Origin of the sequence: Tamlana carrageenivorans, assembly GCF_002893765.1 — a bacterium.
Lineage (GTDB): Bacteria > Bacteroidota > Bacteroidia > Flavobacteriales > Flavobacteriaceae > Pseudotamlana > Pseudotamlana carrageenivorans.
This window is the reverse complement of sequence record NZ_CP025938.1, coordinates 1,036,475-1,058,085: the sequence shown is the minus strand read 5'-3', so window position 1 is coordinate 1,058,085 and position 21,611 is coordinate 1,036,475. Positions and strand designations below refer to the sequence as shown.

The window sequence follows — 21,611 nt, the reverse complement described above, 5'->3', positions numbered from 1 at the left end:
AAGCAACACAATGAAAAAAAGCGTAAAAATTATTTTAGTCATAGTCGTTATAGTACTATTAGCTTTTGTATTAAAATATTTTAAAGATTCCAATTCCAAGGATATTTTGGAGTATCAGGTGGAAGAACCTTTTTATACGTCTATAAATACTAAGGCGGTAGCTACAGGGAAACTAAACCCCGAAGAAGAAATTGAATTAAAGCCGCAAATTTCTGGAATTGTCGATGAGATTTTGGTAGAAGAAGGTGATGTTGTAAAGAAAGGCGCCTTAATAGCGACCATTCGCGTGGTGCCTAACGAGCAAAATTTGGTGAGCGCGAGAAGTAGAATTGCTACTGCAAAATTATCTTATGAAAACTCGAAAATTTTGTACGATCGAAATAAAAGTTTATTCGATAAAGGCGTGATTTCAAGACAAGATTTTGAGAATAGTGAGCTGTCTTATAAGCAAGCAAAAGAAACTTACCATCAAGCACAAAAAGATTATCAGATTATAAAACAAGGATCGGTATCTGGTGGAGCAACATCGAATACCAACATAGTTGCGCAAATTGCTGGAACTATTCTAGAAATTCCTGTTCGCGAAGGTAATCAAGTTATTGAAAGTAATAATTTTAACGATGGTACTACCATTGCCACCATTGCCGATATGAGCAAGATGATTTTTGAAGGTAAAGTAGATGAAGCCGAGGTTGGAAAAATAAAAGAGGGTAAGGACATAAAAGTGGTTTTAGGTGCCATACAAGATGAAGAATATCCGGCTAAATTAACCTTTGTAGCACCAAAAGGCGTTGAAGAAAATGGCGCCGTACAGTTTACCATTAAAGCCGATGTAAAAATTGATGGCAAATCGAATATTAGAGCTGGATATAGTGCTAATGCCGAAATTGAATTAGAAAATAAAGATGAAGTTTTAGCCATTCGTGAAGCTTTATTGCAATACAACCGTATTACCGAAAAGCCATTTGTGGAAATTTTGGAGGGTGAAAACAAATATAAAAAGCAGGATGTTGAGCTGGGCTTATCCGACGGTATCCATGTTGAGATTGTTAAAGGAGTCAAAGAAGGCGATAAAATAAAAGTTTGGAATAAAGCTTCAGAAGATAATGAGGATGATGCAGCCTCTAAAAGAAGAAAACGTTAAACCTATGAAAACACTAAAATATACCATATTATTAGGCTGCTTTCTTATTGCTTCCGTGTCGATGGCTCAGGAGAAATTATGGACGCTTCAAGAATGTGTAAATCATGCTTTAGTTAATAATATCTCTGTAAAACAAGGTCAGAATAGTTTATTACAAAACGAGCAGGATGTCATTGCAGCTAAAGGGCAGTTTCTACCTAATTTAAGTGGGAGTTTAGGACATAGTACGACCTTTGGAAACGAAGAGGTGTTTTCGGGACAGTTTGTTAACAGAACATCTAACAGTACCAACGTTGGCATAGGTTTGAATCAGACTATTTTTAATGGTTTCCGACTTACAAATTTGTATAAGCAATCCAAATTAAGCTTAGAGAGTAATCAATTAGAACTCAATAGAATTAAAGATGATATTTCATTAAATGTGGTGAATGCCTACTTAAATGTACTATTCAATAAAGAACGTTTAGAAATCGCCAAGGCTCAATTATCATTTAGTACCAACCAAGTGGAACAAGTTAAAGACTTGGTTGATGCAGGGGTGCAACCAAAAGCAAATATTTATGATGCCGAAGCGACTATGAGCCTGGATGCCCAGGAAGTCACTTTAGCTGAAAACAATTACAATTTGGCCTTGCTAAGTTTATCGCAACTCCTACAAGTGCCTTACAAAGGGTTTGATGTACAACTTATGGACGTAGATTTTCCTTCTAGTACTTTGCTTTATAACGACGTGCAACCTGTTTTAGATTATGCCTTGCAAAACCGAAATGAAATTAAAGTGGCCGAGAAAAATATGGAAATTGCACAATTAAATTCCGAAATTTCTAAAAGTGGTTATTATCCAAATGTTACAGGGGGTTACCAATACGGTTCTAGTGCTTTCTTCTCTAATCTTACCGAGGATGAGGCTTCCTTTTTTGATCAGCTTGACGCCCAAAAATCACACGGCTTTCGAATTAGTGTAAACATTCCTATTTTCTCAAGGTTTGAAAATAAAACCAATGTGGCTAAATCTAAAATTGATGAAGCCAATAGTTTATTAAGTTTAGATCAAGCCAAGTTAGATTTAGAATCTAATATTCAACGGGCTTTTACCGATGCCCAAGCAGCTTTTAAATCTTATGTTGCCTCTAAAAAAGCTCTAGAAGCGCAAGAAATAGCTATGAATAATACCCAAGAGCGCTTTAAAGCTGGCATTATTACGTCTTTTGATTTAGAGCAAGCTCGTGTAAAATACGTAAATGCACAATCATCGTTAGTTAATGCTAAATATGATTTTGTTTTTAAGACAAAAGTTTTAGACTTTTACATGGGAAAACCAATAACAGATTAATTTGAGTACGTACATTTTAAATATTGAAACTGCAACAACGAATTGTTCGGTTTCGCTGTCAAAAGATGGGAAAACCTTAGTGTTAAAGGAGGATAATGATAAAAATTATTCGCATGCCGAACGTCTACACATGTATATCGATGCTGTTTTAAAGACAGGTAATATCACTGCTGAAGATTTAGCAGCGATATCTGTAAGTAAAGGACCTGGGTCCTATACCGGACTGCGAATTGGTGTTTCGGCAGCAAAAGGGCTTTGCTATGCCTTAAATAAGCCTTTAATAGCGGTACCTACGCTTGAAGCTTTAGCGCAACAAGTGAAAGCCGAAAGTGGTGTGATTGTGGCTATGTTAGACGCTAGACGTATGGAAGTGTACTCGGCGGTTTATGATATTGATTATAATGTGGTACGTGAAACACAAGCCCAAATTTTAGATGAATCGTCTTTCATGGCGTACCTAGAACAAGGACTGGTTTACTTCGTAGGAAGCGGTGTAGAAAAAACAAAAACCATTATTCAGCATGCCAATGCACGTTTTATAGACGGTAAATTACCATCGGCGAACTTTATGGGGGAAATCGCTAATATGAAATACAAAATAAGCGACACCGAAGATGTCGCTTATTTTGAACCTTATTACTTGAAAGATTTTGTGGCGCTAAAGCCAAAACCAAAGTCTTAAGCCTCTTTATGAATTTCAACTTGATGTGGGTAAGGAATTTCAATTCCAGCTGCATCAAGGGCTTCTTTTACGTTTTCTGTAACTTCAAAATATACGGTCCAATAGTCTCCAGAAGCGCACCATGGTCTCACGGCAAAGTTTACCGAGCTATCAGCTAATTCTGAAACATTAACTGTTGGTGCAGGATCTTCTATTACTAATGGATGTGCTTTTAAAACATTCATTAATACTTCTTTGGTCTTTTTAATATCTGAAGCATAGTCTACACCAAAGGTTAAATCTACACGACGGGTTCCTGCAACCGTATAGTTTACAATATTTCCGTTAGATAAAGATCCATTAGGAATGATAATTTCTTTGTTTGATAAACCTGTAAGTTTGGTAGTGAAGATGGTAATTTCTTTTACACCACCAATTTCACCTTGAGCTTCAATAACATCGCCTACTTTAAAAGGTTTAAAAATCATAATGAGAACACCTCCAGCAAAATTAGAAAGGGACCCTTGTAAGGCTAAACCAACAGCCAAACCTGCAGCAGCAAGAATTGCTGCAAATGATGTTGTTTCCACACCTAAAGTGCCTAGCACCACGATTATTAATACGATTTTAAGTCCCCAACTAGCAAGATTAGATAAGAAACCTTGAAGACTTTCGTCGTAGTTTCCTTTGGACATAACTGTTTTAATGCTTTTTAAAAGTTTTGAGATAACCCAAGAGCCTATAATCCATATAGCAATGGCCCCTATAAGTTTAAGTCCGTAATCTACGGCCAAAGCCATCCAGGCTTCAAAGTCAATTTTTTCGAATTCCCTCATATTGTTTAAAATTAAGTTTAATTCAAAAATATTAACTATTTGTAACAATGCTTCTATGAAATGATAAAAAATGGTTAAGTTTTATTGATTAAAGCAGGGTAGTGTATCAAGTATCTTTAAAGATAAGTTTACAGACCACAGTTAGTGCGAGCTGCTTTAGAGAAAATAAATCTTGCATCATCAAACAAAAAAAGCGTCCCAAAATAGGAACGCTTCATTTTTTAATTTTAGAGTTCTTTATTAATCCACTTCAAAAGTGATTTTTACATTTACTCTAAATTCCGTGACTTCGCCGTCTTTTACGTTAGCACTATGATCCTGGACATACACAGATCGAATGTTTTTTAACGATTTAGACGCGTGTTTAACGGCTTGTTTTGTTGCATCTTCCCAGCTTTTTTCCGAGTTTGCTAAAATTTCAATTACTTTTAATACTGCCATAATTTTTGTTTATTTAAGTTGAATCTTAAAGTTAACAAAAATTATTGGGATTATCCGTTAATTGCCTCAACCATAGCGACTTTTCCTGGTAACATTTCTTTTAACATGTTCTCAATACCGCTTTTTAAAGTATAGGTTGATGAAGGACAACCGCTACAAGCGCCCTGTAATAGGACACTAACATTTTTAGTGTCGGCGTCGTATGATATGAATTGTATGTTACCACCATCACTGGCCACTGCAGGTTTTACATATTCTTCAAGAATATTAATAATTTCTTTAGAAGTATCGTCTAACGATTCAAAATGACTATCTAATTGTTGGTTTGTTTTTTCTAAACTTTCAGCAGCATTAGCGACTGCGATTTCCTTGCCGTGTTCGATGTACGACTTAATAAACTCTCTAATATCAATGGTAATATCTTGCCAATCGGCGATATCATATTTAGTAATAGACACGTAGTTTTCATCTAAAAATACACTTTTAACAAAGGGGAAGTGAAACAATTCGGTAGCTAAAGGCGATAACTTGGCGTCATCGATGCTTGTGAACTCAAAAAGTGTGTTTACTATTTTTTTATTAGCCACAAACTTCATTACCGAAGGGTTAGGTGTGCTTTCGGCATATACTGTAACTGGTACCTTTTTAGCCGCAGCTGTGTCTTCAACCACAATACCACCATCATTAAGATAGGCTTCAATTTGTTCGGCTACTTCGTCCTGTACGTCGTTCCACTCTACGATATTATAACGTTCCACTGCTATAAAATTTCCAGAAATGTATACCTTTTTTACAAATGGTAAATAAAATAATTGCTGTGCTAAAGGCGAGGTTTTTGCTTCGTCGATATTATTAAACTCAAAACTTTGGTGTTGGGTAATAAATTGATTGACTTCAAATTTTACAATCGCATTATTGGTGGTCTCTTGCACGGAAACTTTAAAAGTGTTCATGTTGTTTATTTTTTGCAAAAATACTAAAACTAAAACTTAGTTATCAATATTATTGATAGGGTTTTAATGTTTAATATTTTGGTTTTACGTGGTGTGTTTGACTAATAACTTTTTGAATGACAGGTATTTTCTTTTTTGGTTTTGGGAATCTCTTTTAGTTTCAAGTTCTTAAAATGAGTGTTCTAACTTGGTGAAATATCGTTTTTTGTATTTTTTAACCTTTCTGAAATTTAAAGTAACTGACGCATTAATAAATACCGATTAGGGTCTTTGATCTTGTAAAAAGAGATAGTAAATGAAGCCTATTTTATTGAAATTCATTAAGTTTGTTAATAACTTTAACAAAACATCTGCTTTTATATCATGAAACTAAACCGCTTTATTCTTGCAATTGTAGCTCTACTAAGCTTTCAATTTGTTAGGTCACAGGAAGGAATCCCCATCTATGCCGATTATTTAAGTGATAATTATTATTTAATTCACCCTTCTATGGCTGGGGCAGCTAATTGTGGAAAAATTCGAGTAACGGGAAGGCAACAGTGGTTTGGGCAAGACAATGCGCCTAAATTATTAACCGTAAGTGCTAATAGTAGGCTTGGTGATTCGCAATCGGCTATTGGTGGTATTGCTTACACCGATAAAAATGGTTACCATTCGCAATCGGGCGGGTATCTCACTTATGCCCATCATCTTATGTTTTCTAGAAGCGTATCCGACTTAAATATGTTGTCCTTTGGTTTAAGTGCAGGATTTATTCAATATAAATTAGATGAAACCGAATTTTTAAACGATGTGCCTGTTCGGGATCCTAATATTGATGGTATTGTACAGAGTGAAGCCAATTTTAATTTAGATGTTGGGTTTTCATACCATTACATAAATTTTTATGCCCATGGCACGATTAAAAATTTACTTAATAATTCTGGTATTAATAACGATCTTGAGGTAACAAGTAATTTAAGACGTTTATTACTCTCCACAGGTTATGTTTTTAACCGTTTTGGGAGCTCTTGGTCTTTTGAGCCATCGCTGCTTTATCAATATAAAACCGGGACTAAAGAAAATCTTATCGATGTCAATGCTAAGGTTTATAAGCAAATGGATTTCGGACAATTTTGGGCAGGTTTGTCATACCGTCAGAGTCTAGATGGTACCGAATATAAAACCGATACCCAAACCATAGAAACTCAAAGACTCAATCTAATTACCCCTATTATTGGTGTTAATTATAATCGCTTCATGTTTGCCTATACCTATACGTATCAATCTAACGACATTGTATTTACCAATGGCGGTTTTCATCAGTTTTCTTTGGGTTACGACTTCAATTGCGCACCTAAACGCTATGAGTGTCATTGTCCGGCAGTGAATTAATTTGTATTTTTAGTCAAGATTCAAGAGCCAAGATTTAAGAATCAAGACTTAGTAGTCAAGTTCCTATAACTAAAAACGAATAACTTAAAACCAACATCCAAATGCCAGTAATAAAACCGGTAAACGGCAAATCGCCTCAAATTCCAGAAGATTGTTTTATAGCCGAAAATGCTACTATTGTTGGAGATGTCACCATGGGTAAGCAAGGGAGTGTCTGGTTTAGTGCTGTGGTTCGTGGCGATGTCAATTACATTAAAATGGGCGATAAGGTCAATATTCAAGATGGGGCTGTAATTCATGCCACGTACCTAACGGCTCCCACCAATATTGGTAATAATGTATCCATTGGGCATAATGCTTTGGTGCACGGTTGTACCATACACGATAACGTACTCATAGGTATGGGGAGTATTGTTATGGACGGTTGTGTTGTTGAAAGCAATAGTATTATAGCTGCAGGTGCTGTTGTTACTAAAAACACACGGGTTGAGGCTGGCAGTATCTATGCCGGTGTACCAGCTAAAAAGGTTAAAGATGTGAGTCCAGAGTTGCTCTCGGGTGAAATTAATCGTATTGCCGATAACTATATTAAGTATTCCAGCTGGTTTAAATAATAAACAGCAACGCTTTAAGTTAAGCTTCTAGCATTGTGTTTTAGGGCGTTACCACAAGGGTCGCGTTTTCCACTATATCTTTTTTGGGCTTAGGTAATCGTAATTTACCTATAATTTGTACTCTAACAAAGGCTTAGAAATGCCCATGTTTTTCTTCAAACCAAAAAAGGATGCCGTTGCAACCGCTAACGCAAAACCTCACGTTTAAAAATCAAGATAGGCAATATCATGAGACGTGCCTAATAGTGCAGTAATTACCTCTGGATTTGCATTGGTATAAAATGTTGATTTCCCTTTTTTTGATGAAGGGTTTAATAGGTTATGCTGTGTTAAAACGGCTTTCGTTTGTCTAGCAACAGCCTCACCAGAATCTATAATTTTTATGCTTTTAGGTAAGAGTTTTAAGAGGATTGGGATGAGGTATGGGTAGTGAGTGCAACCAAGAACGAGATAATCTATATCGGCATCTATCATGGGTCTAAGGTATTCTTCAAGCAAGGCTTTCATGGCTTCCGAGTGTAGTTTTCCGGCTTCAATAAGTTCTACAATACTATGACCTTCTTGTTCCATAATCTTGGAATCGCTTGCAAACAAATGAGCCGTTTTATGGAAGAGCTCACTGCTTAAAGTCCCTTTAGTGGCTAGAATACCTATGGTGTGTGTTTTACTGTTTAATGCCGCGGGTTTTATGGCGGGTTCTATGCCTATAAAAGGTGTTTTGTAATTTTGTCTTAGAAACTCTATAGCGTTTGTGGTGGCTGTGTTACAAGCCACGACAATAAGTTTACAACCTTGGTTTATCAGATAATCTGTGTTTTTAATACTAAGGTCTATAATAGCTTGCTTCCCTTTAGGGCCATACGGTGCATGCTTACTATCGGCAAGATAAATCATATTTTCCTGTGGTAACAAAGCCTGAATTTCTTTCCAAATGGAAGTTCCTCCAACACCAGAATCGAAAATACCAATAGGTTGTGTGCTCATAGTTAAACAAAAATAAAAAAGCTGCCTTATTAAGGCAGCTTTTGTTTTAATTTATTCCGATAATTTAAAAAAATTAGATACCTAATTTTTTCTTTACATCAGCTAAAATGTCTTTTCCGTTAGCAACAATTAAAGAAGCTCTATCAACTACGTAATCGTAACCTTGAGCTTTTGCAACCTCTTGAATGGCTTTCATTGCTTTCTCTTGGATAGGCTTAAATAATTCAGCTTCTTTTTTAGCGATGTCTTGTTGTGCATCAGCTCTAAACTGTTGAATACGTTGTTGCTTTTCTTGTAATTCTAAACCTCTTTTTTGGTTTTCTTCATCAGTTTTAGTACCAGCTTCAGCTTCGTATTGTTTAACCGTGTTTTGGTATTCGGTAATAGAGGCTTGAATATCTGTTTGGTAAGTTTTACCTAAAGTTTCAATCTCCGTTTGAGCTGCTTTAGCTTCTGGCATTGCTGCGATTAACTCTTGCGTATTTATATGTGCAATCTTGCTTTGTGCTTGAGTAAAACTAACTGTTGCAATACAAAATGCAGTTGCTAATAAGAGATTTTTTAATTGTTTCATTTTTAATAGTATTAAGTGTGTTATAAATTGATTATTTGTTTTGGTTTATACTGTCTCTAGCGCGTTGGCGTTCTTCTAATATTTTACGCTTTCTTTCTTCTAATTCTTTTTTTCTAGCTTCACGATCGGCTAGTTTCTTTTGTCTGTTTTCTTCTATGAGTTGTTCTCTGGTTTTAGTTTCTGGAGCGCTTTTTTTTGCTGTAGCTCCTGGAACTTCATTTTCTTCTACTTTTGCTTCTTCTTTTCCTTCTTGCGGTGTTACACCATTTCTAGCATCTATTTTAGCTTGGCGTTCACGTTCGCGTTCTTCAATAATTTTTTGACGTCTTTCTAAAGCTTCTTGTTTTTTAGCTTCTCTAGCAGCTAAAACTTCGCGTCTTCGGGTTTCAGCAGCACTTTCACGGGCTTCGAGTTCTTCATTTATCTCAGGAACAAGTTCCTCTTTTTCGGCAGCTTTACGCTCTGTGCGGTTTTGTGCTTGATTTCTTTTGGCAGTTCGAGAAATACTTCTTAAAATCTGCTCGCTTAAATCAAAGCGTTTTGCCGAGAATAACATGGTCGCATCAGAGGATTTGTCGAAAATAAAATCATATTTTTTACCTTCTGCGATATCTTGAACCGCCGAGAAAATTTGATCTTGTATCGGTTGCATTAATTGCTTCCTTTGAAGGAACAAATCACCGTTAGGACCAAAACGTTTCTGCTGATAATCTAAAATTTCACTTTCTTCAAATTCGATATCTTCTTCACGTTCACGAATCAATTCTTCGGTTAAAAGAACCTTTTCTGTGGTAAGATCTTTTCTTTTTTGTTCAACAGCTTTTAGCTTTTCATGGATTTCATTCTTCCATTTTTCAGCTTTTTGATTCAATTGTTTTGTGGCTTCTTGGTATTCCGGTACATTTTCTAAAATATATTCGGTATCAATATAGCCTATTCTAACCCCACGTTGCGCATGTAAACTAAAGCATGCTGTGAAAATGAATATCAGTAAAAAAAGAACGTTGCTTTTATGGTTTGTTAGCATGTTTCTAGTTTCGGTAATAGGAAACGGGCTTAAACTGTTGTTTTTAAATTTTATGTTTTTTAACAAGGCTCGTTTCATTTGGTTAATGTTAAGTTTTTGTATTAAAGTTTAAAAGGACAAATAAACATGCCGTTTTAAAATGCAATCTTCAAAATTAATGAAATATAATCTTAAAAATTTTAATTTTTATACAAAACATTAAAGTGTTATTAGAAAATATCGTGCCACAATAAAATAAGCTTTTAAAATTGTTGCCCAATTATGAAATGTGTTTCCCAACCGTTACTAGTTTTTGTTCCTGGAACAGGATCGAATCCATAACCAAAATCAATACCTAATAGACCAAATGCAGGCATAAAGATTCTTAGTCCAACCCCAGCCGATCGATTTAAATCGAAAGGATTGTAATCTTTAAAATTATTATATGATGCTCCAGCCTCCGCAAATCCTAAAGCAAATATTTTAGCAGATGCTTTTAGTGTAATTGGGTAACGTAATTCTAATGAAAACTTATTGTAAATAGTTCCTCCATCTTGTCCAGATAAGGAGTTGTTAGGGTACCCACGTAATTGAATAGTTTCCCTGCCGTCTAAACTGTAATTTCCTAAACCATCCCCACCAACGAAGAAACGCTCAAAAGGAATCACTCCTCTATCATTATTGTAAGCGCCTAAAAATCCGAATTCTGTACTTGGTCTTAAAACTAAGTTTTTAGCAATTTGAGTATACCATTCTGCTTTAAACTTTACCTTGTAAAACTCTAACCATTTGTATCGTTCTTGATCGATTTCAGCAATACGATTGTTGGCGTCAGTAATTTCTGTAGGTGTGCTGTTTACATCGGTTCGTATCACATTATTTTCATTACGCTCAATTTTTAAGGCTTCATAATCCACATTGTTAAAAAGGGAATATGGTAAAGTAAGTTTAGCACTTACCGAGTAACTTGAACCCCCTGTAGGGTAAATAGGGTCTACGCTCGTGTTATTTCGGCTTAATCCTACGGTGTACGATAAGTTATTTGAATAACCATCACCAAATTCAAATAGGCCTGTATTGTAGTTGTTTAAATCATAGCGTTGGTAACCAACAGCTTGAGAAAGTGTAAAAAAATCATCTGGAACACTTAAACGCTTTGCTAAGCCAAATGTAATTCCTGTAATGTTAAAACTTCTGCTTTTATCTACTTCGAAAGTTTGAAAATTTTGTCCAAACTGTTTGGTGTGCGATAAAGAAGCAGAAAACTGAACGGGCTTTTTACCTCCTAACCAAGGTTCTGAAAAAGAGAAACTATAGGTTTGGTAAAACTGGCTAGCTTGTAATCGTAGGGCTAGTTTTTGACCATCACCCATTGGAATTGGTTTGTAAGCGTCCTTTTTAAAGATGTCTTTAATGGAAAAGTTATTAAAAGATAATCCTAAAGTTCCAATAAAGCCACCACCACCGTAGCCCCCTTGTAATTCTATTTGACTAGATCCTGTTTCTTTAACCGAGTACTCCATATCAATACTACCTTCAACGGGGTTAGGGTTTAGAAAGTTTGGCGATAATTCCTGAGCATCAAAAAAGCCTAATTGACCTAGCTCTCTAACGGTACGAACTACATTAGCCTTACTGTATAATTCTCCTGGGCGCGTACGAATCTCTCTATAGATCACGTGATCGTTTGTTTTGTCGTTACCTACAACGCTTACATTGTTAAAATAAGCTGGTTTTCCTTCGGAAATTCTAATTTCTGTATCAATAACATGGTCTTCAACATTCACTTCTACCGAATTGATACTTGAGAATAAGTAACCGTTATTTTGATACTGGTTGGTTATATCAAAGGCATCTGGCTTAGAATTGTCGGCAATACGCTCTTGTAAAAGGATGCTGTTATAAACATCACCTTTGTTAATACGTAGTAAGCGTTTTAAATATAAGTCGCTATATACCGTATTTCCAATAAAGTTTATTTCTCCAAATTTATATTGTTCGCCTTCGGTAACATTTATTTGAAGTGAAATGGTTTTGTCGTCGTTAACAATAAGGCTGTCCGATAAAATTCGAGCATCTCTATAACCGTTTTTCTTATAAGTGTCTATAACATGACCTAAATCGGCTTGGTAAGCCGAATCTATAAACTTCGAACGTTTCCAGACACGTAATCGGTTAATTTTTTTTGTGCTTTTCATGCTAGCACGAAGTTTTTTGTCCTCTAAAACCTCATTACCATTAAAGGTAATATCTTTAATTTTTACTTTTTCACCCCTATCTACGTTTAAAACCATGTTTACGCGTTGCGTATCTAAAGAGTCCTTAACTTCAATGGTGTTAATATGTACTTTGGTATTGTAAAAACCGTCTTTTTTGTATTTTTTGGTAAGGAAGTTTTTTGTGGTAGTAATTAAGTTTTCGGTAACTTTTACGCCTTTATTAAGGTTGTTTTCTTTAATAATTTCGTCTTGTTTCCCCTTTTTAACGCCGTTAATTTTGAGTTCGTTTAGTTGAGGTAGATCTGAAAGTCTAATTTGCAACGAGGCAACATTACCTTCTATATTGGTAACATAAACTTCTATATCGTTAAAAAGTTTAGAGTTCCACAATTTCTTAATGGCGTTACTAATCTCTTCTCCAGGAATATAAATTTCTTTGCCTTTGCTTAAACCCGAATATGTAACAATGGTTTGTTCGCTAAAGCTTGTATTTCCAGCGACAGTTATTTCGCCTATAGTATACTTTGTATTAGGGTTTTGTGCTTCAATAGTAAAGCTGCCTATAAAAAGAATTATAGAGGTGCAATATTTCAAAAATGTTAATACGGGTTTTGTATTAACTAAGCTGGTCACTGGTTTTCCCAAATCGTCGTTCTCTTTTTTGATATTCAATAATAGCTTCATACAAATGTTGTCTGGTAAAATCTGGCCATAGCACACTTGTAAAATGTAATTCGGCGTATGCAATTTGCCACAGTAAGAAGTTACTTATGCGTTGTTCTCCGCTGGTTCTGATAAGTAAATCTACATCTGGCAAATTTTGCGTGTAAAGATGCTCATTAATAATTGATTCATCAATATTTTCGGGCGAAATTATATTATTTTTAACTTTATTACTAATTTCTTTTACTGCGTTTACTATTTCATCTCTTGAGCCATAGCTAAGTGCAAGAGTAAGAGTCATTCGCGAGTTGTTTTTGGTTAATTCTATAACAGATAAGAGCTCCTCCAAAACTTTTTTAGGTAAGGTTTTTAAACATCCTATAGCGCAAAGTTTGATGTTGTTCTCTTGAAGGGTCTTTAATTCTTTGGTTAAAGCCGACACTAAAAGTTTCATTAGAGCTTTTACTTCTAGTTTAGGTCGGTTCCAGTTTTCGGTAGAAAAGGCATAAAGCGTTAGATTTTCTATGCCAAGTTCGGCACAAGTTTCTACGGTTCTTCTTACGGTTTTTGCGCCATTTTCATGGCCAAATGCACGCATCATACCTTTTTGCTTAGCCCAACGACCATTACCATCCATAATAATGGCAATGTGTTTTGGTAAAGTTTCGGGTAATATATTATTTTTTAAATCCATTTTTATTTCACGCAATAACAGGGGTTTTGCCCAAAAGTATAGGTTAAGGTAAATCCTGAAAACATGTACCAGTCGTTATTGTTTATATTTCCAAATTTATTTGAGTCTAAATTGTCTGAGCTAGGAACATTACCGTCAATCTCATCGGTAAATGTGTAGCGAGCGCCAACCTCTACACCTATAACAAAGTTTCCAATTATTTTAGCTTTAACTCCAACGGCCATTGGAATTGCAAAAGCCCAACTTGATTTGTTTTCAGAAGTTTGTTGTCCATTGGAAAAATAGTAATTGCCATGACGTACGGTGCTAATACCGCTAAATAGGTAAGGCGTGAATTCTTTTTTTCCAGAGTGTAAATCGAAATCTAAAAAGGTGAATTCCATTCCTGCAGCGATTTCTAATAGGTTAGAGTCGAAGTCGTAATCGCGCTGTATGCGTCTAGGGTCGTCCGATTTGGAGTCGTATGCTTTTAAATCGGAATAGATAATCGATGCTCTCCACGAGTATCTGCTGCTTCTGTTCCACCGGTATAAGAGTCCGAGTGCCGGGGCGTTGGGTGCGATGTATTCCGTAGAACCAACATCGCCAATTAAATTACTTCCTCCAGCAAAACCACCAATTTCATGAATTTGAGCTTGACAGAAATGGATGCTTAATATGCTTATTATCAATAGGGTTAAATGCCTCATAAAAATTCAAAAGTTTGCAAATATAATAAATAAGATTAGTTTGTAGCACATAGAACTAAATAGTCTTAGTGTAAAACAGCATTTCTTTATATTTATTGCTTTTATAGGTGTTGTTAGTTAGGTTAGTTGTTGCGTTTGTCCTCTCCCCAAAGCAGTTTTTTTCGTAAAGTAATTAGGAAGCTTTCGTCTAGAAGATCAATCATTTTTATTTTGAAATCGGCTTTTTTAATTTTAATTAAAGTGCCGTTATCAAGTGTGGCTATTCTGGAGTCTAAAGACACTAAATGGTTTTCTTCACGACCACTAACTCTGAGGTGAACTTCTGTAGAATCTGGTATGATTAAAGGGCGGGCACTTAAATTATGAGGGGCGATGGGTGTTAATACAAAGCTATTGGTGCTAGGCGTAATTACGGGGCCGCCACAACTTAAAGAATATCCTGTCGAACCCGTTGGTGTCGATAGTATTAACCCGTCACTCCAATAGGATGTTAAATACTCACCATCTAAATGGGTTTCCACCGTAATCATGGAAGTGGTGTTTTTTCTACTCACAGCTACTTCATTGAGCGCAAAATTCATGACGCTTATGGCGTCGTTTTCTGGCGATGTTTCTACGGCTAGCAAGCTGCGTTCCGATATTTTGTAATTGCCATCAATAATATTTTGCATGGCACTTTCAATAACATCGACTTGAATGGTGGCTAAAAAACCCAGACGTCCTGTATTTATGCCAATTATTGGGATATCGATATCTTTAACAAAAGTAATGGCTCTTAAAATGGTGCCATCGCCTCCAATACTTACTAAAAAATCGAAGGAAGTATCTAAGGTGTCAAAAGTTTTAAAGGAGCTGAAATCGTTAATTTGAGCTGAATTTTCTCTTATAAGGTTGAAAAAATGGGTTTCGATATAGGCATCGATGTTTTTTTTCAAGAGATAATTAAATAATCTTTCTACTGAAACAGATGTGTTTTTATTGTAAAATCGTCCGAAAACGGCAACTTTCATATATTATATGTTTAAGTATTTTTTTAAATAATCCGAACGCTCTTTTAGGGTTTCAATATAGCCATCCTGTTCATGGCCAGATACAATATTATAGCTGTATCTTCTAAAAGTTTGAATAACGTCTGTAATATCTGTTTGTCCAATTTTTAGCGTAATTTGAGTTAAATCACTGCCCGTTTTAGAAATAAAAGCACCTAGTATTTTACCGCCATTGGATTCGACAATCTGACTAACTTCACTAAAGGAATAATCGTTGATGCCCTTTTCTATAACTAAAACGTCGCCAGATTCAGTAAAAAAAGGAGAGTCACTAAACAAACTAATAATGTCGTTAAGTTCGTAGTAGCCCAAATACTCATTTTTATCATTTAGAACGGGCATCATATTTGTAGAATTTTTAGCAAAAGCTTCTAAAACATCAAGCCATAAGGCGGTGTCCTGAACAAAAAAATCTTCAATGGCGTATTTGTATTCTAATAAGGATTTAGTTTTCTCAAAACAATAGGCATCGGCTTCAGAAAAACTACCTGTAAAAGCATTGTTTTCATTACATATAGGAATGTGAGAAAAGGTTAGCTGGTTGAAAAGCAACTGTAAATCACTTACCCTGCTCTCGATCTTCAATGGCTTTATGTCGTTTATAATATATTCTGAGAGTTTCATAATTCCTGTTGAATTGGACTGCAAATTAATCAAAAAAAAAGTATGATAGGCTGTTCTACTTTGTATTTTTGCTTTTTAAAACCGATATATGACAAAGTTAAGTGTTAACATCAATAAGATCGCAACGTTAAGAAATTCTCGTGGTGGCGATGTGCCTAATGTGGTAGGGTTTGCAAAAGATGCCCAGCGTTTTGGTGCCGAAGGGATTACCATTCACCCCAGACCAGACGAAAGACATATTAGGTATCAAGATGCACGCGATTTAAAACCAGAGGTGTACACCGAATATAATATTGAAGGAAACCCTGTAAAGTCGTTTATGGATTTAGTTCTAGAGGTTAAGCCAACGCAGGTAACACTGGTGCCAGATGCGGTCGACGCGATTACCAGTAATGCTGGTTGGGATACGATTAAACACAAAGATTTTTTAATTGATGTGATTCAGGAATTTAAAAATAACGGCATTCGAACCTCTATTTTTGTAGATCCTGTTTTAGCACAAATAGAAGGTGCCAAACTTACAGGAACAGATCGTATAGAATTGTATACCGAAGCTTATGCGCATCAATACAGTTTGGGAAATAAAGATGCTATAAAACCTTACTTTGAAAGTGCCAGATTAGCAAACGAACTTGATTTGGGTATTAATGCTGGACACGATTTGTCTTTGGAGAATATCAAATTTTTTAAGGATGAAATCCCTAATTTATTGGAAGTTTCTATAGGTCATGCCTTAATTACCGAAAGCTTGTATTTAGGGGTAGAAAACGTAATTCAAATGTATTTAAACAAACTTAAATAATGCTATTACATTCAACAGTTTTAGGAGAAGGAAAGCCTTTTGTTATATTACACGGATTTTTAGGCATGAGCGATAACTGGAAAACCTTAGGGATGCAGTTTAGCGAGTCTGGATATGAAGTGCATTTGGTTGATCAGCGTAACCACGGACGCAGTTTTCACGATGATGCTTTTAGCTATGAAGTGCTTGCTGAGGACCTAAAGTTTTATTGCGAATATTATAATTTACAGGATATCGTGCTTCTTGGGCATTCTATGGGCGGAAAAACAGCCATGATGTTTTCTACCCTTTACCCAGAATTGGTGTCTAAATTAATCGTAACCGACATTTCACCTAGATTTTACCCAGTGCATCACGATGCCATTTTAAACGGATTAAGCGCTATTAAGTTTGATGAAGTTAAGAGTCGCGGAGAAGTAGACAAGGTTTTAAGTGACTATGTTCAGGATTTAGGAACCAGACAATTTCTACTTAAAAACTTGTATTGGGTTGAAAAAGGACAGTTGGGTTTACGTATAAACTTAGAGGGGCTTCAAAATGAAGTGGCCGAAGTAGGTGAGGCCTTGCCAAGTCATGCTACTTTTGATGGCGATACTTTATTTTTGCGTGGCGATCGCTCGGAATATATAGGGGTGGGTGATGAACGTATTATTAAAACACATTTTCCTAAAGCAAATATTGTAACCATTTCTAACGCAGGGCACTGGTTACATGCCGAAAATCCAAAAGATTTTTATGCTGAAGTGATGAAGTTTGTGTAAATTGTAGGAATTTAAATTCTAAAATAATGAAACTTATTTTAAAATGGTTATTAACTGCTGCTGCCGTGTTTCTATTGGCAAATTTTTTATCTGGTGTCACGGTTGATGGCTATACCACAGCCCTAATAGTTTCGGTTATTTTAGCCGTACTAAATCTTTTTGTAAAACCCATTTTAGTTATTTTCACGCTGCCAATAACCATTTTAACGCTAGGCTTATTTTTACTTGTTATCAATGCCATAATTATACTGTTGGCAAGTAATCTTATTAGCGGGTTTCATGTAAACGGTATTTGGACTGCCATTATATTTAGTATTCTATTGTCTATTCTAGAATCTATACTTCATTCTCTTATAAAAGAGGATTAAATCACTCTAAAAATCAAGCTCTTAAAAACTTTGTCAGGATATAAAAATATATTACTTTTGCATCCCGATTTTAGTAGCACAAACTCTACGTGTTTTGACGCCTAGAGTTTTCCATTGAAATTATCAGGCTCGTTAATTCGGGAATCTATTAATTTTAGGTTTTACAAAAAAAACCTTATTGTTAAATGCCTAATTGAAGGCTTTATATCATTTAAAATGAATATTACAAGAGAAAACGTTGATGCATTAAATGCTGTTGTTAAAGTGGATATCGCTAAGGAAGATTACAGCGATAAAGTTGAGAAAATCTTATCAGATTACCGTAAAACAGCAAACATTCCTGGTTTTAGAAAAGGACATGTGCCAATGGGCATGGTTAAAAAGCAGTACGGAAAAGCTGTTTTAGTTGATGAAGTAAACAAGTTATTACAAGACGCTTTAAATAAGTATTTAACAGAAGAAAAACTTGACGTACTTGGGCAACCTTTACCAAAAGCCCAAGAAGGTATTGATTGGGACGCTGATAATTTTTCATTTGAATTTGAATTAGGGCTTGCACCAGAATTTGATGTAGAGCTAAAAAGTAAAAAAGCCATCACACAATACAATATCATTGCCGATGATAAAATGATTGATGAGCAAATTGAGCGTATTCAAAAACAATACGGGAAATTAGTATCTCAAGATGCTGTTGAGAAAGACAGTGAGCTTACAGGAACTTTTACAAACGAAGAAAAAGAAATCGAAAATACAGTAACTTTAACTTTAGATAAATTTAAAGGAGAAGCTACAGCAAAGCAATTTTTAGGTGCTAAAGTTGGTGATGTTATTACCTTAAAAACTAAAGGTCTTTACAATGACGAGCACGAATTAATGCATGCATTAAAATTAAGTCATGACGATGTTCATGGTTTAGATATTGAAGTTAACTTTACAATTACTGAAATTAATGAACGTGAGCTAGCCGATTTAGATCAGGAGTTATTTGATAAGCTTTTTGGTGAAGGTGAAGTGACATCTGTTGATGAGTTAAAAGCTAAAATCAAGGAAGATGCTGAAAAACAATTCGCGCAACAAGCCGATCAGAAATTGTTAAACGACGTTACCGAATATTTGGTTGAAAACACAAAATTCGATTTACCAGCTGAGTTCTTAACGAAGTGGATGCAAACTGCAGGTGAAAAAGAAATTGATGCCGATCAAGCTAAAGAAGAGTATGAGAAATCTGAAAAAGGTTTACGTTACCAGTTAATCGAAGGTAAGTTGATTACCGATAATAACGTTCAAGTAACTATGGACGATATTAAAAATCACGCCAAAGAAATGATTAAAGGGCAAATGGCGCAATTTGGTCAATTAAACCCATCAGATAAAGAATTAGAAGATATTGCAGCACGTGTACTTGGAAACCAAGATGAAGCCCGTCGTATTTCTGAACAATTAATCAGCCAAAAATTATTAGCTGTTTACAAAGAAAAAGCAAATCTTAAGGTTAAAGAATTGAGTTACGAAAACTTTGTTAAAGAAGTTTACGGTGACAAATAAATAAAAGAATAATTGTTTATCTTTAAGCGCTTAAACCAGAAGGTTTAAGCGCTTTTTTTTAAACGAAACGCTTATTTTATTGATTTTCATGTTATTTGTTTGAAAATTAATAAAACATTAAATAATAAGACAGAAAACTATGGATTACGCAAAAGAATTTGAAAAGTTCGCGATAAAAGATCAAGGGATTAGCAGCACATATTACGACAAAATTATTAGTAGTATGTATCCTCAAAATTTGACTCCAAACATTATAGAAGAGCGTCAAATGAATATTGCTGTTTTTGATGTATTTTCTCGATTAATGATGGATCGAATCATATTTTTAGGAACGGGCATTAACGATCAAGTGGCAAATATTGTTCAAGCACAATTGTTGTTTTTAGAAAGTACAGATGCTAATAAAGACATTCAAATTTATATCAATTCTCCAGGAGGAAGCGTGTATGCTGGTTTAGGTATTTACGATACCATGCAATTTATAAAACCAGATGTGGCTACTATTTGTACTGGAATGGCAGCATCCATGGGTGCCGTTTTATTATGTGCTGGAGCGAAAGGTAAACGTAGCGGATTAACACATTCTCGTGTGATGATTCACCAACCTTTAGGAGGGGCACAAGGGCAAGCTAGTGATATAGAAATTACAGCAAGAGAAATTTTAACCTTAAAAGAGGAACTTTATCAAATTATTAGTAAGCATTCTGGGCAGGATTACGACAAAGTATATCAGGATAGTGATCGCGATTACTGGATGAAAGCCGATAAAGCCAAGGAGTACGGTATGATCGATGAAATTTTAGCTCGAAATTAAATAAAAATTTGTAATTTTAAATAATTGTTATCTAGGGGTTTATGGTATTTGAAATCCTCTCAAAATAAAATTAATGGCAAAAGAAGAATTAGAATGTTCGTTTTGTGGTAGAAAGAAGCCAGAAACAAACCTGCTTATTGCTGGTCTAGATGCGCACATATGTGATCGCTGTATAGAGCAAGCACACGGCATTGTTTTGGAAGAATCTAAGCAAAGTGACAGTAGTGATTTATCTGCAGAATTAAAGCTAAGGAAACCACAACAAATCAAGGATTTCTTAGATGAATATATCATAGGGCAAAATGTGACTAAAAAAGTCATGTCTGTGGCCGTATACAACCATTACAAGCGTTTATTGCAACCGGTTACCAATGATGATATAGAAATCCAAAAGAGTAATATCATGATGGTTGGTCAAACAGGTACAGGAAAAACCTTAATGGCAAAAACCATTGCGAAAATGTTAAACGTGCCTTTGGCTATTGTCGATGCCACAGTTTTAACAGAGGCGGGTTATGTAGGTGAAGATGTAGAAAGTATTTTAACCCGCTTATTACAAGCTGCCGATTATAATCTTGAAAAGGCAGAAAAGGGTATCGTTTTTATTGATGAAATTGATAAAATTGCGAGAAAAAGTGATAACCCTTCCATAACACGTGATGTGTCTGGGGAAGGTGTACAACAAGCTCTTTTAAAACTTTTAGAAGGTACTGTAGTTAACGTGCCACCAAAAGGCGGAAGAAAACACCCAGATCAAAAATTTATTGAAGTAAATACTGAAAATATTTTATTTATCGCTGGTGGTGCTTTTGATGGTATTGATCGGGTTATATCGAAACGCTTAAATATGCAAGCCGTTGGTTATAGTGCATCAATTTCTGATGATGTCGTTGATCATAACCACTTATTGCAGTACATTATTCCAAAAGATTTAAAAGATTTTGGTCTAATTCCAGAAATTATTGGTCGATTACCGGTGCTAACTTATATGGATCCGTTGGATGCAGAAACTTTAAGAGCCATACTTACTCAGCCTAAAAATGCTATTATTAAGCAGTATAAGAAATTGTTTAACATGGACGATATCGATTTCTCTATTACAGACGGAGCACTTGGTTTTATAGTTGATAAGGCCATAGAATATAAATTAGGAGCAAGAGGTTTACGTTCTTTATGTGAAGAAATATTAACCGATGCCATGTTTGAACTGCCAAGCAGTAAAGAAAAAACATTACATGTTACTAAGGCCTATGCCGAAGATAAATTAACAAAGACGACGTTAAAGAAGCTAAAAGCAGTTTCATAATGGTTTAAGTATACACAATCAGTATTTAAAACATAGTTGTAAAAGCAAGTTATTTGAAAGTCTAAATAACTTGCTTTTTTTTATGGATTTAATTTAAATCAGTTCTTTATCTCAATGCTCAATTTTGAAATAGCACTAAATAGGTGTCTATTTAGGA

The 21,611-nt window shown here is 35.2% G+C and carries 22 protein-coding genes; 11 read left to right on the top strand and 11 right to left on the bottom strand.

Annotated elements, in window-relative coordinates; translation table 11 throughout:
* The first annotated feature begins 10 nt into the window (after window positions 1–10).
* The 3 genes from C1A40_RS04860 to tsaB are packed head-to-tail and all read left to right on the top strand — an operon-like array spanning window position 11 to window position 3,159.
* Complete coding sequence (locus tag C1A40_RS04860) at window positions 11–1,144, top strand: efflux RND transporter periplasmic adaptor subunit (RefSeq protein WP_102994911.1); 1,134 nt, start codon at window positions 11–13, stop codon at window positions 1,142–1,144.
* Between the two features lie 4 nt (window positions 1,145–1,148).
* Window positions 1,149–2,477 carry a TolC family protein gene (locus C1A40_RS04855; RefSeq protein WP_158651270.1) on the top strand — a complete coding sequence of 443 codons (1,329 nt, stop codon included), beginning with the start codon at window positions 1,149–1,151 and terminating at the stop codon, window positions 2,475–2,477.
* A gap of 1 nt (window position 2,478) precedes the next feature.
* Window positions 2,479–3,159, top strand: coding sequence for a tRNA (adenosine(37)-N6)-threonylcarbamoyltransferase complex dimerization subunit type 1 TsaB (gene tsaB / locus C1A40_RS04850; protein WP_241910485.1), 681 nt, complete (start codon window positions 2,479–2,481; stop codon window positions 3,157–3,159).
* Here the strand turns inward: tsaB and C1A40_RS04845 are convergent.
* From C1A40_RS04845 to C1A40_RS04835, 3 genes are all read right to left on the bottom strand, one after another.
* A complete protein-coding gene (locus C1A40_RS04845) occupies window positions 3,156–3,974 on the bottom strand; it encodes a mechanosensitive ion channel family protein (protein ID WP_102994909.1) in 819 nt (272 codons plus the stop codon). The two genes, tsaB and C1A40_RS04845, sit on opposite strands and share 4 nt — an antisense overlap.
* 240 nt (window positions 3,975–4,214) lie before the next feature.
* Window positions 4,215–4,415, bottom strand: a complete 201-nt coding sequence (locus C1A40_RS04840) for a dodecin family protein (protein ID WP_067145039.1) — start codon at window positions 4,413–4,415, stop codon at window positions 4,215–4,217.
* 50 nt (window positions 4,416–4,465) lie between these two features.
* On the bottom strand, window positions 4,466–5,368 hold the full coding sequence (locus C1A40_RS04835) for a NifU family protein (RefSeq protein ID WP_102994908.1): 903 nt from the start codon (window positions 5,366–5,368) through the stop codon (window positions 4,466–4,468).
* Between the two features lie 363 nt (window positions 5,369–5,731).
* Between C1A40_RS04835 and C1A40_RS04830 the strand changes: the two genes are divergently transcribed.
* Together C1A40_RS04830 and C1A40_RS04825 are read left to right on the top strand one after the other, a co-directional pair.
* Window positions 5,732–6,742, top strand: a complete 1,011-nt coding sequence (locus C1A40_RS04830; protein ID WP_102994907.1) for a PorP/SprF family type IX secretion system membrane protein — start codon at window positions 5,732–5,734, stop codon at window positions 6,740–6,742.
* Between the two features lie 101 nt (window positions 6,743–6,843).
* A complete protein-coding gene (locus C1A40_RS04825; RefSeq protein ID WP_102994906.1) occupies window positions 6,844–7,356 on the top strand; it encodes a gamma carbonic anhydrase family protein in 513 nt (170 codons plus the stop codon).
* Window positions 7,357–7,560: 204 nt separating this feature from the next.
* Here C1A40_RS04825 and murI read toward each other — a convergent pair whose 3' ends face one another.
* From murI to C1A40_RS04785, 8 genes are all read right to left on the bottom strand, one after another.
* A complete protein-coding gene (gene murI / locus C1A40_RS04820; RefSeq protein ID WP_102994905.1) occupies window positions 7,561–8,340 on the bottom strand; it encodes a glutamate racemase in 780 nt (259 codons plus the stop codon).
* Between the two features lie 73 nt (window positions 8,341–8,413).
* Window positions 8,414–8,914, bottom strand: coding sequence for an OmpH/Skp family outer membrane protein (locus C1A40_RS04815; protein WP_102994904.1), 501 nt, complete (start codon window positions 8,912–8,914; stop codon window positions 8,414–8,416).
* Between the two features lie 31 nt (window positions 8,915–8,945).
* Window positions 8,946–10,019: an OmpH/Skp family outer membrane protein gene (locus tag C1A40_RS04810; RefSeq protein ID WP_241910484.1), complete on the bottom strand. Its 1,074-nt coding sequence runs from the start codon at window positions 10,017–10,019 to the stop codon at window positions 8,946–8,948.
* A 164-nt stretch (window positions 10,020–10,183) separates the two neighbouring features.
* Window positions 10,184–12,823 (bottom strand): BamA/OMP85 family outer membrane protein, encoded by a 2,640-nt coding sequence (locus C1A40_RS04805; RefSeq protein WP_102994903.1) that lies wholly within the window; start codon window positions 12,821–12,823, stop codon window positions 10,184–10,186.
* Complete coding sequence (locus C1A40_RS04800) at window positions 12,756–13,496, bottom strand: isoprenyl transferase (RefSeq protein ID WP_102994902.1); 741 nt, start codon at window positions 13,494–13,496, stop codon at window positions 12,756–12,758. The genes C1A40_RS04805 and C1A40_RS04800 overlap by 68 nt, the downstream gene beginning before the upstream one ends.
* Window positions 13,497–13,498: 2 nt before the next feature.
* Window positions 13,499–14,185, bottom strand: coding sequence for a type IX secretion system protein PorG (gene porG, locus C1A40_RS04795; protein ID WP_102994901.1), 687 nt, complete (start codon window positions 14,183–14,185; stop codon window positions 13,499–13,501).
* A gap of 122 nt (window positions 14,186–14,307) precedes the next feature.
* Window positions 14,308–15,195, bottom strand: a complete 888-nt coding sequence (locus C1A40_RS04790; RefSeq protein ID WP_102994900.1) for an NAD kinase — start codon at window positions 15,193–15,195, stop codon at window positions 14,308–14,310.
* 3 nt (window positions 15,196–15,198) lie between these two features.
* Window positions 15,199–15,858: a CBS domain-containing protein gene (locus C1A40_RS04785; protein ID WP_102994899.1), complete on the bottom strand. Its 660-nt coding sequence runs from the start codon at window positions 15,856–15,858 to the stop codon at window positions 15,199–15,201.
* Between the two features lie 88 nt (window positions 15,859–15,946).
* On the opposite strand from C1A40_RS04785, the gene C1A40_RS04780 reads away from it, so the two are divergent.
* From C1A40_RS04780 to clpX, 6 genes are all read left to right on the top strand, one after another.
* A complete protein-coding gene (locus C1A40_RS04780) occupies window positions 15,947–16,660 on the top strand; it encodes a pyridoxine 5'-phosphate synthase (RefSeq protein WP_102994898.1) in 714 nt (237 codons plus the stop codon).
* Window positions 16,660–17,421 carry an alpha/beta fold hydrolase gene (locus C1A40_RS04775; RefSeq protein ID WP_102994897.1) on the top strand — a complete coding sequence of 254 codons (762 nt, stop codon included), beginning with the start codon at window positions 16,660–16,662 and terminating at the stop codon, window positions 17,419–17,421. Before C1A40_RS04780 ends, C1A40_RS04775 begins: the two co-directional genes overlap by 1 nt.
* Window positions 17,422–17,447: 26 nt before the next feature.
* The gene (locus C1A40_RS04770) at window positions 17,448–17,789 is read left to right on the top strand and encodes a phage holin family protein (protein WP_102994896.1); all 342 of its coding nucleotides are present in this window, start codon (window positions 17,448–17,450) and stop codon (window positions 17,787–17,789) included.
* 216 nt (window positions 17,790–18,005) lie between these two features.
* A complete protein-coding gene (tig, locus tag C1A40_RS04765) occupies window positions 18,006–19,334 on the top strand; it encodes a trigger factor (RefSeq protein ID WP_102997135.1) in 1,329 nt (442 codons plus the stop codon).
* A gap of 139 nt (window positions 19,335–19,473) precedes the next feature.
* Complete coding sequence (gene clpP / locus C1A40_RS04760) at window positions 19,474–20,148, top strand: ATP-dependent Clp endopeptidase proteolytic subunit ClpP (RefSeq protein ID WP_067145023.1); 675 nt, start codon at window positions 19,474–19,476, stop codon at window positions 20,146–20,148.
* A 73-nt stretch (window positions 20,149–20,221) separates the two neighbouring features.
* On the top strand, window positions 20,222–21,454 hold the full coding sequence (clpX, locus tag C1A40_RS04755) for an ATP-dependent Clp protease ATP-binding subunit ClpX (protein WP_102994895.1): 1,233 nt from the start codon (window positions 20,222–20,224) through the stop codon (window positions 21,452–21,454).
* Window positions 21,455–21,611: the final 157 nt, after the last annotated feature.